At 63.6% G+C, this 15,343-nt stretch carries 10 protein-coding genes; 8 read left to right on the top strand and 2 right to left on the bottom strand.

Annotation, left to right across the window (positions count from 1 at the left end):
• Nucleotides 1–300 precede the first annotated feature (300 nt).
• Nucleotides 301–2,250 (bottom strand): dihydrolipoyllysine-residue acetyltransferase, encoded by a 1,950-nt coding sequence (gene aceF / locus BLS75_RS26035; protein ID WP_072452058.1) that lies wholly within the window; start codon nt 2,248–2,250, stop codon nt 301–303.
• 11 nt (nt 2,251–2,261) lie between these two features.
• Nucleotides 2,262–4,907: a pyruvate dehydrogenase (acetyl-transferring), homodimeric type gene (gene aceE, locus BLS75_RS26030; RefSeq protein WP_011058882.1), complete on the bottom strand. Its 2,646-nt coding sequence runs from the start codon at nt 4,905–4,907 to the stop codon at nt 2,262–2,264.
• A 383-nt stretch (nt 4,908–5,290) separates the two neighbouring features.
• Here aceE and glnE point away from each other — a divergent pair, with 383 nt between their 5' ends.
• The 8 genes from glnE to BLS75_RS25990 all read left to right on the top strand — a co-directional run bounded on the left by glnE (nt 5,291) and on the right by BLS75_RS25990 (nt 15,326).
• Nucleotides 5,291–8,230 (top strand): bifunctional [glutamate--ammonia ligase]-adenylyl-L-tyrosine phosphorylase/[glutamate--ammonia-ligase] adenylyltransferase, encoded by a 2,940-nt coding sequence (glnE, locus tag BLS75_RS26025; RefSeq protein ID WP_019093029.1) that lies wholly within the window; start codon nt 5,291–5,293, stop codon nt 8,228–8,230.
• Nucleotides 8,231–8,364: 134 nt separating this feature from the next.
• On the top strand, nt 8,365–9,399 hold the full coding sequence (gene waaF / locus BLS75_RS26020; protein WP_072452057.1) for a lipopolysaccharide heptosyltransferase II: 1,035 nt from the start codon (nt 8,365–8,367) through the stop codon (nt 9,397–9,399).
• 1 nt (nt 9,400) lies between these two features.
• Nucleotides 9,401–10,462 (top strand): lipopolysaccharide heptosyltransferase I, encoded by a 1,062-nt coding sequence (gene waaC / locus BLS75_RS26015; RefSeq protein ID WP_011058885.1) that lies wholly within the window; start codon nt 9,401–9,403, stop codon nt 10,460–10,462.
• Complete coding sequence (locus BLS75_RS26010; RefSeq protein WP_072443892.1) at nt 10,462–11,586, top strand: glycosyltransferase family 4 protein; 1,125 nt, start codon at nt 10,462–10,464, stop codon at nt 11,584–11,586. The genes waaC and BLS75_RS26010 overlap by 1 nt, the downstream gene beginning before the upstream one ends.
• Nucleotides 11,583–12,389 (top strand): lipopolysaccharide core heptose(I) kinase RfaP, encoded by an 807-nt coding sequence (rfaP, locus tag BLS75_RS26005; RefSeq protein ID WP_065364866.1) that lies wholly within the window; start codon nt 11,583–11,585, stop codon nt 12,387–12,389. Before BLS75_RS26010 ends, rfaP begins: the two co-directional genes overlap by 4 nt.
• Nucleotides 12,389–13,123, top strand: coding sequence for a lipopolysaccharide kinase InaA family protein (locus BLS75_RS26000; protein ID WP_072452056.1), 735 nt, complete (start codon nt 12,389–12,391; stop codon nt 13,121–13,123). The genes rfaP and BLS75_RS26000 overlap by 1 nt, the downstream gene beginning before the upstream one ends.
• The gene (locus tag BLS75_RS25995; RefSeq protein WP_072452055.1) at nt 13,120–13,872 is read left to right on the top strand and encodes a lipopolysaccharide kinase InaA family protein; all 753 of its coding nucleotides are present in this window, start codon (nt 13,120–13,122) and stop codon (nt 13,870–13,872) included. Before BLS75_RS26000 ends, BLS75_RS25995 begins: the two co-directional genes overlap by 4 nt.
• The gene (locus tag BLS75_RS25990) at nt 13,872–15,326 is read left to right on the top strand and encodes a lipopolysaccharide kinase InaA family protein (RefSeq protein ID WP_072452054.1); all 1,455 of its coding nucleotides are present in this window, start codon (nt 13,872–13,874) and stop codon (nt 15,324–15,326) included. Before BLS75_RS25995 ends, BLS75_RS25990 begins: the two co-directional genes overlap by 1 nt.
• Nucleotides 15,327–15,343 lie beyond the last annotated feature (17 nt).

The following is a 15,343-nucleotide window of genomic DNA, read 5'->3' as shown; positions in this document are numbered from 1 at the left end:
CTTCGAAATTGCTGATCGCGCCGGGCTCACGCCCTCTTTACTGTTGCCTGCGGCAAGGTTGCATCATGGCGCATCGACTGACAAGTAAGATGAAGGCTAAGTGCTATAAACCTGTATCGGCAGGCAGAAGGATTTCTGCAAAGTAACTTTTTTGCTGTTTGGCGTCGTGCACTGACGGGCAATTGGCGACGTTTTTCTGGCAAAAAAAGCCCCGCCAAATTGACGGGGTTGAGGTACGAGCGTGGCGCTCGGAAAGCGTGCGCTACCGGCCCGCCCATGACAGGAGGGCCGGTACGCGGGTTACAGCAGAATGGTGCGAATGTCCGCCAGCAGGTCGCTCAGGCGCTTGGTGAAGCGTGCGGCGGCCGCGCCGTTGATCACACGGTGATCGTAGGACAGGGACAGTGGCAGCATCAGTTTCGGCTGGAAGGCCTTGCCGTCCCAGACTGGCTGGATGGTGGCCTTGGAAACACCGAGGATCGCCACTTCCGGCGCGTTGACGATCGGCGTGAAACCGGTGCCGCCAATGTGCCCGAGGCTGGAGATGGTGAAGCAGGCGCCTTGCATCTCGTCCGCGGAGAGCTTCTTGGTGCGGGCTTTTTCCGCCAGGGAAGCCGCCTCGGCCGCCAGTTGCAGCAGGCTCTTCTGGTCGACGTTCTTGATCACCGGTACCAGCAGGCCATCCGGAGTGTCCACGGCGAAGCCGATGTTCACGTACTTCTTGCGGATGATCGCCTTGCCGCTTGGCGCCAGGGAGCTGTTGAAGTCCGGCAGTTCCTTGAGCAGGTGGGCACAGGACTTGAGCAGCAGCGGCAGGATGGTCAGCTTGACGCCGGCCTTCTCGGCCACGGCCTTCTGTGCAACGCGGAAAGCTTCCAGCTCGGTGATGTCGGCCGAGTCGAATTGAGTCACGTGTGGCACGTTCAGCCAGCTGCGGTGCAGGTTGGCGGCGCCGGCCTGCATCAGGCGGGTCATCGGCACTTCTTCGATTTCGCCGAAGCGGCTGAAGTCCACGACCGGAATCGGCGGGATGCCCGCGCCACCGGTTGCACCGCCAGCAGCTGGCGCTTCCTTGGCCTTCTGCATCATGGCCTTGACGTAGACCTGCACGTCTTCTTTCAGGATGCGACCGTGCGGGCCGCTGGCGCCGACAGCGCTCAGCTCGACGCCGAATTCACGGGCCAGTTGACGCACAGCCGGGCCGGCGTGAACTTTCGCGCCTGGCTTGGCAGGTGCGGCGGCCGGGGCGGCAGCAGGTGCAGCGGCAGCCGGGGCAGCAGCGGCGGCTGGAGCCGGAGCGCTTGGCGCCGCAGCCGGAGCCGGGGCAGCAGCAGGCGCTGCGCCTTTGACTTTCAGCTTGAGGATCAGATCGCCGGTGCCGACTTCGTCGTCCAGCTTGATGGAAACGCTTTCCACCACGCCAGCGGCAGGCGATGGAATTTCCATGCTCGCCTTGTCGGATTCCAGGGTAATCAGCGACTGGTCGGCTTCAACGCTGTCGCCAGCCTTGACCAGCACTTCGATGATCTTGGCCTTGCCGGCCGAACCGATGTCCGGAACGTGGATGTCCTGAACACTGTCAGCCACTGGAGCAGCCGGGGCTGCTGCAGGAGCAGGCGCAGCGGCAGCGGCCGGAGCAGCAGCCTGGGCCGGAGCGGCAGCAGGAGCCGCAGCACCCGCCACTTCCAGGTCCAGGATCAGGTCGCCGGTGCCGACTTCGTCGTTGAGCTTGACGCTGATGGCCTTGACCACGCCAGCGGCAGGCGACGGGATTTCCATGCTTGCCTTGTCGGATTCCAGGGTGATCAGCGATTGATCAGCCTCGACCTTGTCGCCGACCTTGACCTGGATCTCGATGATCTGGGCCTTGCCCGACGAACCGATGTCCGGCACGTGCACTTGCTGAACCGAAGCGGCAGCAGGGGCTGCGGCTGGGGCTGGCGCTGCGGCAGGAGCAGCCGCCGGTTTGGCTTCAGCTTTTGCCGCAGGAGCAGCCGCCGGGGCCGCAGCAGCGGCGCCCTCGACTTCCAGCTCGAGCAGTTCGTCGCCTTCTTTCAGACGGTCGCCCAGCTTCACCTTGAGGCTCTTGATGACGCCGGCTTTCGGGGCCGGCACTTCCATGCTGGCCTTGTCCGATTCCAGGGTCAGGATGCTCTGGTCGGCTTCGATACGGTCGCCGACCTTCACAAACAGTTCGATTACTTCACCTTCACCGCTGCCGATGTCAGGTACGCGAATGAGTTCGCTCACAGAAAGTCTCCTCAGCAGTCCAGTGGGTTGCGTTTTTCCGGGTTGATACCGAACTTGGTGATGGCTTCAGCCACGACCTTAGGTTCGATGTCACCACGGTCAGCCAAGGCTTCCAGGGCTGCCAACACCACGAAATGACGGTCTACTTCGAAGAAGTGACGCAGTTTCTTGCGGCTGTCGCTGCGGCCGAAACCGTCGGTGCCCAGGACTTTGAACTCCTTGGATGGGACCCACTGGCGGATCTGTTCGGCGAACAGCTTCATGTAGTCGGTGGAGGCGATGACCGGACCCTTGCGGCCGTTCAGGCACTCTTCTACGTAGCTCAGCTTCGGCTTCTGGCCAGGGTGCAGGCGGTTGCTGCGTTCCACGGCCAGGCCGTCGCGGCGCAGTTCGTTGAAGCTGGTCACGCTCCAGACGTCGGCAGCGACGTTGAACTCGTCACGCAGGATCTTCGCGGCTTCGCGAACTTCGCGCAGGATGGTGCCGGAGCCCATCAGTTGCACGTGGTGCGCGGCCTCGCGGGTGTCTTCTTCCAGCAGGTACATGCCCTTGATGATGCCTTCCTCGACACCGGCCGGCATGGCTGGCTGCTGGTAGGACTCGTTCATCACGGTGATGTAGTAGAAGACGTCCTGTTGCTCTTCGGTCATCTTCTTCATGCCGTCCTGGATGATCACCGCCAGCTCGTAGCCGTAGGTCGGATCAAAGGTGCGGCAGTTCGGGATGGTCCCGGCCAGCATGTGGCTGTGACCGTCTTCGTGCTGCAGGCCTTCCCCGTTGAGGGTGGTGCGCCCGGCAGTACCGCCGATCAGGAAGCCGCGGGTACGGCTGTCGCCGGCAGCCCAGGCCAGGTCGCCGATACGCTGGAAGCCGAACATCGAATAGAAGATGTAGAACGGCAGCATTGGCTGGTTGTGGCTGGAGTACGAAGTACCGGCAGCGATGAAGGAACTCATGGCGCCCGCTTCGTTGATGCCTTCTTCGAGGATCTGGCCCTTCTTGTCTTCGCGGTAGAACATCACCTGGTCTTTATCGACTGGCTCGTAGAGCTGGCCGACGGAGGAGTAGATGCCCAACTGGCGGAACATGCCTTCCATACCGAAGGTACGGGCTTCGTCCGGGATGATCGGCACGATGCGCTGGCCGATTTCCTTGTCCTTGACCAGCTGCGCGAGGATCCGCACGAAGGCCATGGTGGTGGAGATTTCACGGTCGCCCGAGCCGTCGAGGATGGCCTTGAGGGTATCCAGTGGCGGAGTCGGGACGCTGAAGCTCTTGGCGCGACGCTGCGGCACGAAACCGCCCAGTGCGGCACGACGCTCGCTCAGGTAGCGGGCTTCGGCGCTGCCTTCTTCTGGTTTGAAGAACGGCAGGTTCTCGATGTCGTCGTCTTTCACCGGAATGTCGAAACGGTCGCGGAACAGCTTCAGGCTGTCGACGTCGACTTTCTTGGTGTTGTGCGCGGTGTTCTTCGCTTCGCCGGCGCCGGTGCCATAACCCTTGATGGTCTTGGCCAGGATGACGGTCGGCTGCTCTTTGTGGTTGACCGCCTCGTGGTAGGCCGCATAGACCTTGTACGGGTCATGGCCGCCACGGTTGAGTTTCCAGATCTCGTCGTCGGACAGATCGGCAACCATCGCCTTGAGTTCAGGGGTGTTGAAGAAGTGCTCGCGGACGAACGCGCCGTCCTTGGCCTTGTAGTTCTGGTACTCGCCGTCGATGACTTCGTCCATGCGGCGCTGCAGGATGCCGTCGACGTCCTTGGCCAGCAGTGGGTCCCAGAAACGGCCCCAGACCACCTTGTTGACGTTCCACTGGGCGCCACGGAACACGCCTTCGAGTTCCTGGATGATCTTGCCGTTGCCGCGAACCGGGCCGTCGAGGCGCTGCAGGTTGCAGTTGATGACGAAGATCAGGTTGTCCAGCTTCTCGCGGCCGGCCAGGGAGATCGCGCCCAGGGATTCCGGCTCGTCGCACTCGCCGTCGCCCATGAAGCACCAGACTTTCTGTTTGCCGGCAGGGATGAAGCCACGGGCTTCCAGGTACTTCATGAAGCGCGCCTGGTAGATCGCCTGGATCGGGCCCAGACCCATGGAAACGGTCGGGAACTGCCAGAAGTCAGGCATCAGCCAAGGGTGCGGGTAGGACGACAGGCCGTTGCCATCGACTTCCTGGCGGAAGTTGTTCATCTGGTCTTCGGTGATGCGGCCTTCCATGAACGCACGAGCGTAGACGCCTGGCGATGCGTGACCCTGGAAGTAGATCAGGTCGCCGCCGTGTTCGTCGGTCGGGGCCTGGAAGAAGTAGTTGAAGCCGATGTCATACAAGGTGGCGCTGGAGGCGAAGCTGGAGATGTGACCGCCCAGGTCAGAATCTTTCAGGTTCGTACGCATGACCATGGCCAACGCGTTCCAACGTACCAGCGAGCGAATGCGGCGTTCCATGAACAGGTCGCCAGGCATGCGTGCTTCGTGGGTGACGGGAATCGTGTTGCGGTACGGCGTGGTGATGGCGTAGGGCAGTTGCGAGCCGCTGCGGGTCGCGAGTTCGCCCATACGGGTCATCAGATAGTGAGCACGGTCTTCGCCTTCTTTGTCGAGAACCGATTCCAGGGCGTCCAGCCATTCCTGGGTTTCGACGGGATCGAGGTCTTGCATGGCTTGCTCCAGGGCGGAAAGGCTTCCAGAATCGGTTGCCTGAGTTTGCGACTGGCCTTTTGGGCAGACGATTATAAATTCTTGGATTGCCGGAGGTTGATCCAGCGGCGTGTAGTTTTACTACAAATCGTCGGCCATTTCAGCCTTTCGAATGTATATACGAGTAGTAAAACTACAGAAGAGCGGCTTGTGGCCTCCTGCTGCGTTGTGAGAATAATCGTTACTGTTGGTCGATGACTAACGGGAATAGGTAATAAATTAATGCTGGCTGCTAAAAAAAACCTATTTTCAGCTATTTCTAACTTTTGTTCGACAGTCCATCAGGCGACCTGCCCGCGACATCCGTCCCCGCCCGCATTTTCCACGCCGATCAAGGATAGCCCATGAGCCTGCCCGCGCTTGCCCCCGTCCCCGCGATTCTCTTGCCATTGGTCAGCCGCGCAGAGCAGTCGTTGCGTGGCGCCGTCGCGGCCCTGGAAGGCGATCCCGGGTTGGCCGACTGGAGCGCCGAACGCTGGGCAGAGTTCGCCCGGGTGGGCGCCGCCAGCGACTTTGTCATTGAACAGAGCCTGCGTGACCCTTTGATGTTGCTGGAGCTGGTGCGCAGCGGCGAGCTGGACCGCCCATTCGCGCCTGGGGAGTTGTGCGCGCAAATCGCCGCCGCGGTGCAGGCGGCCGAGAGCGAGGATCAATTGGGGCGCGTGCTGCGGCGCCAGCGCACCCGTCAGCAGGTGCGGATCATCTGGCGCGACCTGACCCGCCAGGCGGATCTGGTGCAGACCTGCCGCGACCTTTCCGATCTGGCCGACGCCTGCATCGACCAGGCCTATCAATGGTTGTATCTGCGTCACACCCAGCAGTTCGGCGTGCCCACCGGCGGGCGCAGCGGCGAGCCGCAGCAGATGGTGATCCTCGGCATGGGCAAGCTGGGGGCGGTGGAACTCAACCTGTCGTCGGACATCGACCTGATCTTCGCCTACCCCGAAGGCGGCGAGACCGTCGGCGTCAAGCGGCCCCTGGATAATCAGGAATTCTTCATTCGCCTCGGGCAGCGCCTGATCAAGGCCCTGGACCCGATGACCGTCGACGGGTTCGTGTTCCGCGTCGACATGCGCCTGCGGCCCTATGGTTCTGCCGGTGCCCTGGTGTTGAGCTTCAATGCGCTGGAGCAGTACTACCAGGATCAGGGGCGCGACTGGGAACGCTACGCCATGATCAAGGCCCGGGTGGTGGCAGGGGATCAGGCCGCCGGTGCGCAGTTGCTGGACATGCTGCGGCCTTTCGTCTATCGCCGTTACCTGGACTTTTCCGCCATCGAGGCGCTGCGCACCATGAAGCAGCTGATCCAGCAGGAAGTCCGGCGCAAGGGCATGGCCGACAATATCAAGCTGGGCTCGGGGGGGATCCGCGAGGTCGAGTTCATCGCCCAGGCTTTCCAGCTGATCCATGGCGGACGCGACCTGAGCCTGCAGCAGCGTCCTCTATTAAAGGTGCTGGGCACTCTGGAAGGGCAGGGCTACCTGCCGCCTGCCGTGATCAGCGAGCTGCGCGAAGGCTATGAGTTCCTGCGCTATACCGAGCACGCGATCCAGGCCATCGCCGATCGCCAGACGCAGATGCTTCCGGACAATCCCCAGGATCAGGCGCGGATCGCCTTCATGCTGGGCTTTGCCGACTGGAACGCCTTTCACGAACAGTTGATGCACTGGCGCGGCCGGGTAGATTGGCACTTCCGCCAGGTCATCGCCGACCCGGATGAGGATGAAGGCGCCGAAAGCGAAGTGGTGGTGGGTGGCGAATGGCTGCCGCTGTGGGAGGAAGCCCAGGACGAGGAGGCCGCCTGCCGCCAGTTGCAGGAGGGCGGCTTCGTCGATGCGCCCAAGGCCCTGCGTGCCCTGGCCGGTCTGCGGGGCAGCCCGCAGCTACGTGCCATGCAGCGCCTGGGGCGCGAACGTCTGGATGCCTTTATTCCGCGGTTGCTGGCCCAGGCGGTGGAGCACGCCAATCCGGACCTGGTGCTGGAGCGAGTGCTGCCGCTGGTGGAAGCCGTGGCGCGGCGTTCGGCCTATCTGGTGCTGCTCACCGAGAACCCGGGGGCTCTACGTCGTCTGCTGACCTTGTGCGCCGCCAGCCCGTGGATCGCCGAGCAGATCACCCGCTTCCCCCTGCTGCTGGATGAACTGCTCAACGAGGGGCGCCTGTTCAAGCCGCCCCTGGCGCCGGAACTGGCTGCCGAGTTGCGCGAGCGCCTGACGCGCATTCCCGAGGATGACCTGGAGCAGCAGATGGAAGCCCTGCGCCACTTCAAGCTGGCCCACCGCCTGCGAGTGGCCGCCTCGGAGATCGCCGGCAGCCTGCCTTTAATGAAAGTCAGCGATTACCTGACCTGGCTCGCCGAAGCGATCCTGGAGCAGGTGCTGGCCCTGGCCTGGCGCCAGACGGTGTCCAAGCACGGTGCGCCGCTGCGTACCGACGGCACCTTGTGCGACCCGGGCTTCATCATTGTCGGTTACGGCAAGGTCGGCGGCATCGAGCTGGGCCACGGTTCCGACCTGGACCTGGTGTTCATCCATGATGGCGACCCCCAGGCGGAAACCGACGGGCCCAAACCCATAGACGGTGCGCAGTTCTTCACCCGGCTGGGGCAGCGTATCATTCACCTGCTGACCACCCAGACTAACTCCGGCCAGCTCTATGAAGTGGATATGCGCCTGCGGCCTTCCGGCGCGTCTGGGTTGCTGGTGAGTTCCCTGGGGGCCTTTGCCCGCTATCAGGAAAACGAGGCCTGGACCTGGGAGCACCAGGCGCTGGTGCGGGCGCGGGTGCTGGTGGGCAGCCAGGATGTGGGCCAGGCCTTTGAAAAGGTCAGGGCCGCGGTGCTGGGGAAAAAACGCGACCTGCCCAAGCTGCGCCAGGAAGTCAGCGAGATGCGGGCCAAGATGCGCGACAACCTGGGCAGCCGCCTGACCGCCGCCGGAACCGCAGCCAATGCCTTCGAAGCCACGGCGCCGTTCGACCTCAAGCAGGACGCCGGAGGTATCGTCGATATCGAATTTATGGTGCAATACGCGGCCCTGGCGTGGTCCGAAGAGCACCCGTCACTGCTGCGCTATACCGATAACATCCGCATCCTGGAAGGTCTGGAGCAAGTCGGGCTGATGCCCGCGAGCGATGCCAGCCTGCTGCGCGAGGTCTACAAGGCCTACCGTTCCGCGGCTCACCGGCAGGCATTGCAGAATGAGGCCGGAATCATTACCGGTGATCAATTTGTGACCGAACGACGGGAAGTGTTACGAATTTGGCGTGAGCTGGGGCTAAGCTAAGCGGCCTGAGAAGGCCAACCATGTATTCGGCGGGCCTTGCCGGCTCGCCCAAACTGAACCGGCGGTGAAGGCCGCGGTGCTGGATTCTCGAGGCGGGGAGGCGTATGCCTCCCCGGTTCGTTTATGGAAACCACATGAATATTCTGATCGTTGGGCCCAGTTGGGTCGGTGACATGGTGATGGCGCAGACACTCTTCGAGTGCCTGAAACAGCGTCATCCACAATGCGAGATCGACGTGCTGGCCCCCGAGTGGAGCCGGCCGATCCTCGAACGCATGCCCCAGGTGCGTCGGGCCCTGAGCTTTCCCCTGGGCCATGGCGCCCTGGAACTGGCGACCCGCCGGCGGATCGGCAAGTCCCTGGCTGGCCAGTACGATCAGGCGATCCTGCTGCCAAACTCGCTGAAGTCGGCGCTGGTGCCGTTTTTTGCTGGCATTCCCAAGCGCACCGGCTGGCGCGGCGAGTTCCGCTACGGCCTGCTCAATGACGTGCGCAAGCTCGACAAGGAGCGCTACCCGCTGATGATCGAGCGTTTCATGGCCCTGGCCTATGAGCCGGGGGCCGAGCTGCCCAAGCCTTATCCGCGCCCGAGCCTGCAGATCGATCCGCAAAGCCGGGAAGCGGCCCTGGCCAAGTTCGGCCTGAGCCTGGACCGCCCGGTGCTGGCACTGTGCCCGGGGGCGGAGTTCGGCGAAGCCAAGCGCTGGCCGTCCGAGCACTACGCCCAGGTCGCCGAGGCGAAGATCCGCGAAGGCTGGCAGGTCTGGCTGTTCGGCTCGAAGAATGACCATGCTGTGGGCGAAGAGATTCGCGGGCGGCTGATTCCTGGCCTGCGCGAGGAGTCGAGCAACCTCAGTGGCGAAACGTCCCTGGCCGAGGCCATCGATCTGCTGTCCTGCGCCGATTCGGTGGTGTCCAACGATTCCGGGTTGATGCACGTGGCTGCGGCGCTCAATCGCCCGCTGGTGGCGGTGTACGGCTCCACTTCGCCGGGCTTCACCCCGCCCCTGGCCGATCGGGTCGAGGTAGTACGGCTGGGGATCGAATGCAGCCCGTGCTTTGACCGCACCTGCCGCTTCGGCCATTACAACTGTCTGCGCCAGTTGTTGCCGCAGCCGGTGAACGAAGCCCTGCAGCGCTTGCAGGGCTCCCCGGTCGAGGTTCAATAAGTTGCGGGTACTGTTGATCAAGACATCCTCCCTGGGTGATGTGATCCATGCATTGCCGGCCCTTACCGATGCCGCGCGAGCCATCCCCGGGATCAAGTTCGACTGGGTGGTGGAAGAGGGCTTTGCCGAAATTCCCACCTGGCATCCGGCGGTAGGCAAGGTGATACCGGTGGCGATCCGTCGCTGGCGCAAGAACATCTGGCAGACCATCAAGAGTGGCGAGTGGCGGCGCTTCAAGCAGAGCGTGCGCTCGACCAAGTACGACCTGGTGATCGATGCCCAGGGCCTGCTCAAGAGTGCCTGGCTGACCCGTTACGTGCGTGCCCCGGTGGCTGGGCTGGACAAGAACTCGGCCCGCGAGCCTCTGGCTTCACGCTTCTATTCCCGGCGCCTGGCGGTGGCCCGTGGGCAGCACGCGGTGGAGCGCGTGCGCCAACTGTTCGCCGTGGCCCTGGGCTACGACCTGCCCCAGGGCCTGGGCGACTATGGCCTGAACGTCGAAAAACTCGTGGAGTTGCCGCGCAAGAAGCCCTTCGTGCTGTTCCTGCATGGCACCACCTGGGACACCAAGCACTGGCCCGAGGCCTACTGGCGCGAGTTGACCGAACGCATGGGCATGCTTGGCGTCGAGGTCAAGCTGCCCTGGGGCAACCCCGCGGAAAAGGCTCGAGCCGAGCGCATCGCCAGCGGCCTGAAAAACGCCACGGTGCTGCCGAAGCTGAACCTGGCCGGGGTCGCCAAGGTCCTGGCCGATGCCCAGGCCTGCGTGGCCGTGGACACCGGGCTGGGCCACCTCGCCGCGGCACTGGATGTACCGACCATCTCACTGTTCGGGCCGACCAACCCGGGGCTGACCGGCGCCTATGGCCGGGTGCAGATCCACCTGGGCAGCAACTTCCCGTGCGCGCCGTGCCTGCAGAAGAAATGCACCTATCAGCCCACCGCTGTGGACCAGCAGCGTTATGACCTCAAGCGCGAGTGGCCGCTGTGCTTCACTCGCCTGAATCCCGAGCGTGTCGCCAGCCGACTGAGCACCCTGTTACTGGCTGAGGAGCCGCGCTGATGCAATTGGCTTTTGTCCTTTATAAGTATTTCCCCTTCGGCGGCCTGCAGCGCGATTTCATGCGCATCGCCCTGGAGTGCCAGCGGCGCGGGCATCAGATCCGTGTCTACACCCTGATCTGGGAAGGCGATGTCCCTCCCGGTTTCGAAGTGCTGGTGGCGCCGGTCAAGGCGCTGTTCAACCATCGTCGCAATGAAAAGCTCAGCGCCTGGATGGAGGCCGACCTGGCCAAGCGCCCGGTGGACCGGCTGGTGGGTTTCAACAAGATGCCGGGGCTGGATGTGTACTACGCCGCCGACGGCTGTTTCGAGGACAAGGCACAGAACCTGCGGCACTCCCTGTACCGGCGCTGGGGCCGTTACCGGCACTTTGCCGAGTACGAGCGCGCGGTGTTCGCCAAGGACGCCAGGACCGAGATCCTGATGATCTCCGAGGTCCAGCAGCCGCTGTTCATCAAGCACTACGACACCCCGCTGGAGCGCTTCCACCTGCTGCCGCCGGGGATCGCCCAGGACCGCCGGGCACCGGCCAACGCCGCCGAGATCCGGGCGGATTTTCGTCGCGAATTCAAGCTCAAGGATGACGACCTGCTGCTGGTGCAGATCGGTTCCGGGTTCAAGACCAAGGGTGTGGACCGCAGCCTCAAGGCCCTGGCGGCATTGCCCTCGGCGCTGAAAAAACGCACCCGGCTGTTTGTAATCGGCCAGGACGACCCCAAGGTATTCCAGGTGCAAAGTGCTGCGCTGGGGTTGAGCGACCAGGTGCAGTTCATGAAGGGCCGCAGCGATATCCCGCGGTTCCTGCTGGGCGCCGACCTGCTGATTCACCCGGCCTACAACGAAAACACCGGCACCGTATTGCTGGAGGCCCTGGTGGCCGGCCTGCCGGTGCTGGTCAGCGCGGTCTGCGGTTATGCCCATTACATTGCCGAGGCCCAGAGCGGCCTGGTGCTGGATGAGCCGCTGGAACAGGCGCAGCTCAATCAATACCTCACCACCATGTTGACCGACGATGCTGCACGCGCGACCTGGAGCCGAAATGGCCTGGCGTTCGCCGAGACGGCCGACCTTTACAGCATGCCGCAGCACGCTGCGGATGTGATTCTGGCGGAGCAACACCGATGAAGTTGATGCTTGCCGAACCCTTCAAGAGCCTCTGGGCCGGACGCGATGCGTTCGACGCCGTCGAGGGCCTGAAGGGCCAGGTCTACCGTGAGCTGGAGGCGCGCCGTACCTTGCGTACGGAAGTCGACGGCCGCGGCTATTTCGTGAAGATCCATCGTGGGATCGGCTGGGGCGAGATCGTCAAGAACCTGGTTACCGCCAAACTGCCGGTGCTCGGCGCCGGCCAGGAATGGCGGGCCCTGGAGCGCCTGCATCAGGTGGGCGTGCCCACCATGACCGCCGTGGCCTACGGCGAGCGTGGGGCCAATCCGGCAGACCAGCATTCGTTCATCGTCACCGAGGAACTGGCGCCGACCGTCAGCCTCGAAGATTTCAGCATCGACTGGGTCAAGCAGCCGCCGGCGCCTGCGCTCAAGCGCGCGCTGATCGCCGAAGTAGCGCGCATGACCGGCATGATGCATCGCGCCGGGGTCAACCACCGCGACTGCTATATCTGCCACTTCCTGCTGCACACCGATCGGCCTGTCACTCCCGAAGGGCTCAAGCTCTCGGTGATCGACCTGCACCGGGCCCAGACCCGGCCGAAGATCACTCAGCGCTGGCGCAACAAGGATCTGGCGGCGCTGTATTTCTCGGCCCTGGATATCGGCCTGACGCGCCGCGACAAGCTGCGCTTTCTCAAGGGCTACTTCCAGCAGCCGTTGCGGCAGATTCTGGCCGAGGAGGGCGCACTGCTGGCCTGGCTCGAAGGCAAGGCGGAAAAGCTCTACGCCCGCAAGCAACGGTACGGAGATGCACTCTGATGGCGAGCTGGAACCTGGACCCGGCCTATCAGGCGTTGGCGGAGGATTTCGGCAGTCTGGAAGCGGTGTTTGCCCTGCAGGGCGAGCACCTGACCCGGGATCCGTTGTCCGAGGTCATCCGCGTCGAGCGTGGTGGCGTCAACTATTACGTCAAGCGCTATACCGGCGCCGGCAAGAATCTGCGGCGCTACCTGGGCAAGCCCCGGGTCAAGTTCGAGTGGCAGAACCTCAAGCGCTTCGCCAAATGGGGCATTCCCACCGCCGATGTGGTGGCCTGGGGCCTGGAGCGTCGCTGCCTGGCCTATTCCCGGGGGGCGATGATCACCCGGGAGCTGCCGCGTACCGAGGATCTCTCGGTGCTGGCCGAACGCAACGACCTGCGTCTGAAGGACCGTCGTTGGGTGGATGGCGTCAGCCGCCAGTTGGCGGCCTGTACCCGGGTCATGCATGACCACCGCTTTACCCACAACGATCTGAAGTGGCGCAACCTGCTGGTCGACGACCAGGACCGGTTGTACCTGATCGACTGTCCGAACGGTGATTTCTGGCGTGGCTTCTGGCTCAAGTACCGGATCACCAAGGACCTGGCCTGTCTGGATAAGGTAGCCAAATACCATCTGTCGGCCACCCAGCGCCTGCGTTTCTACCTGCAATACCGTCAGCGTGATCACTTGAGTGCCGCCGACAAGGAGCGTATTCGCCACGTGGTGAGATTTTTCGAGGGGCGTGAATGACTGATTTTCTGGCGTCCGAGGAGCGTGCGCTGCTGGAGCGCAATGGCCTCGGCACTTTCGACCAGCTGTGGGCCACCCAATTGGAAGCGGTGGATGAACCCAATACCGGTCGTGGCGGCAGCAGCAGTGTGTTTCGCCTGGATGTGGAAGGGCAGGGGTTCTACCTCAAGCGCCAGACCAACTACCTGACCCGGACCCTGCACCGGCCCTTTGGCGAGCCGAGTTTCGCCCGTGAATTTCGCAATATCCGCCGCTACCAGCAGTTGGGCATTCCGGCCTTGCAAGCGGTGTTCTTCGGTATGCGCAAGGTCGATGGCGAGTCCCGGGCGATCCTGGTGACCCGGGCCCTGGATGGCTGGGATGACCTGGATGCGCTGCTGTTGCAGTGGGACCGGCTCAGCGAGCATCAGCGGCAGGCGGTGCTCCAGGCTTGCGGGCAACTGGCCCGGCAGCTGCACGGCTTGCGCCAGGTGCATGGCTGTTTCTATCCCAAGCATATTTTCCTGCGGGCCGCGGGCGATGGGTATCAGGCGCAGTTGATCGACCTGGAAAAGACCCGGCCCCTGCTGTTTGGCCAGCGTGATCGGGTCAAGGATCTGGAACCATTGCTGCGCCGGGCTTCGGTGTGGAGCGGCGATGAGGTACGCAGCCTGCTGGCGGCCTATGTGGGCCAGCCTCAGGACAGCTCCCTGGTGGATGACTGGGTGGCGCGGCTCAGTGCTCGGCGCAGCCACAAGGGGGCACGCTGATGCGCCTGTCCGAACTGAAGAACAGCGGGCGCAGCCCGACGCTGCCCTTGAGCCTTGAATTGGCGGACGCCGCGGGCCCGGCACAATTGCAGTTGCTGAGCCTGCTGCGGGTGCTGCCGGGGCAGCGTTACGTGGGGGCCGGGGTGTGGCGCGGGCGTCCGGTGCTGGCCAAGCTGCTGGTGGGCTCCAAGGCCGCTCGGCATTTCCAGCGAGAATTGCAGGGTGTGCGCCTGCTGGCAGAACAAGGGCTGACGACGCCCTTGCTGCTGGCGGACGGTTTGCAGGAAGGCGAGGGCGGCTGGCTGCTGTTCGAGTTACTGCAGGGCGCACAAAGCCTGGGCGACGCCTGGAAGCAGGTGGAAGCTTTGCCGGTGCTGGCCGACGAGCAGGCTGAGGTACTGGCCGAGGCCCTCGGGGCTATCGGCCAGTTGCACGCCAAGGGCCTATGGCAATCGGACCTGCACCTGGACAATCTGCTGCGCCATGATGGCCGGCTGTATTTGATCGATGGGGCGGGGATTTGTGTCGAAGAGGCGGGCAAGCCCCTGTCCCGGCAGAAGGTCCTGGAGAACCTCGGGGTATTCTTCGCCCAGTTGCCCAAGAGCCTGGAGCCGTTCACCGAAGAGTTGCTGGTGCACTACCTGTTGAGCAACGCCGAGCATGCCTTGCCCCTGGAAGCCCTGCAGAAGCAGGTGAACAAGGTCCGGGGCTGGCGCCTGCGGGACTTTCTCAACAAGGTCGGCCGCGAATGCACGCTGTTCAGCGTGCAGCGCGGCCCGTTCGCCTTGCGCGCGATCCGCCGTGAGGAAGAGGCGGCGATGCTGCCGGTGCTGGAGCAGGCCGACGCCCTGCTGGATCAGGGCCATCTGTACAAGACCGGTGGCGCGGCCAGTGTGGGGCGGGTCGAGGTTGCGGGCCGGCCGCTGGTGATCAAGCGCTACAACATCAAGGGCTTTGCTCACTGGCTCAAGCGCTTCTGGCGCCCGAGCCGGGCCTGGCATTCCTGGCGCGAAGGCAATCGCCTGGCGTTCCTGGGCATCGCCACGCCCAAGCCTCTGGCCTTGCTGGAGCGGCGTTTCCTGTGGCTGCGGCGCAGCGCCTACCTGGTGACCGAGCATCTGCCAGGGCCGGACATCATCGAGCGCTTTGCACCCTTCGTGGACAGCGGGCAAGCCCCGGAGCCGGAATTGCTGGCGCTGGACCAGCTGTTTGCCGAGCTGATCAAGGAGCGCATCAGCCATGGTGACTTCAAGGGCCACAACCTGTTCTGGCAAGAGGGGCGTTGGGCGCTGATAGACCTCGACTCCATGTGCCAGCACTCCAGCCTGAGCAGCTTTGCCCCGGCTTATGCCCGTGATCGCGCACGATTCATGCGCAATTGGCCGCAAGACAGCAATTTGTATCAAGTGATTGACCAGCGCCTGCCCAAGACGGCCCAGGGCGCCGAGGCCTGACCTGCGACCCATGGCCG

Origin of the sequence: Pseudomonas sp. NFPP12 (assembly GCF_900103205.1) — a bacterium.
GTDB lineage: Bacteria > Pseudomonadota > Gammaproteobacteria > Pseudomonadales > Pseudomonadaceae > Aquipseudomonas > Aquipseudomonas protegens.
Note: the sequence above shows the minus strand (reverse complement) of the source record. Positions and strands in the feature narration are given on the sequence as shown.

Bases quoted from the DNA above. Each gene is read 5' to 3' on its own strand.
- glnE (WP_019093029.1), top strand. From the start codon at position 5,291: ATGAGCCTGCCCGCGCTTGCCCCCGTCCCCGCGATTCTCTTGCCATTG.
- BLS75_RS25995 (WP_072452055.1), top strand. From the start codon at position 13,120: ATGACTGATTTTCTGGCGTCCGAGGAGCGTGCGCTGCTGGAGCGCAAT.
- rfaP (WP_065364866.1), top strand. From the start codon at position 11,583: ATGAAGTTGATGCTTGCCGAACCCTTCAAGAGCCTCTGGGCCGGACGC.
- aceE (WP_011058882.1), bottom strand. From the start codon at position 4,907: ATGCAAGACCTCGATCCCGTCGAAACCCAGGAATGGCTGGACGCCCTG.
- waaF (WP_072452057.1), top strand. From the start codon at position 8,365: ATGAATATTCTGATCGTTGGGCCCAGTTGGGTCGGTGACATGGTGATG.
- BLS75_RS26010 (WP_072443892.1), top strand. From the start codon at position 10,462: ATGCAATTGGCTTTTGTCCTTTATAAGTATTTCCCCTTCGGCGGCCTG.
- BLS75_RS25990 (WP_072452054.1), top strand. From the start codon at position 13,872: ATGCGCCTGTCCGAACTGAAGAACAGCGGGCGCAGCCCGACGCTGCCC.
- BLS75_RS26000 (WP_072452056.1), top strand. From the start codon at position 12,389: ATGGCGAGCTGGAACCTGGACCCGGCCTATCAGGCGTTGGCGGAGGAT.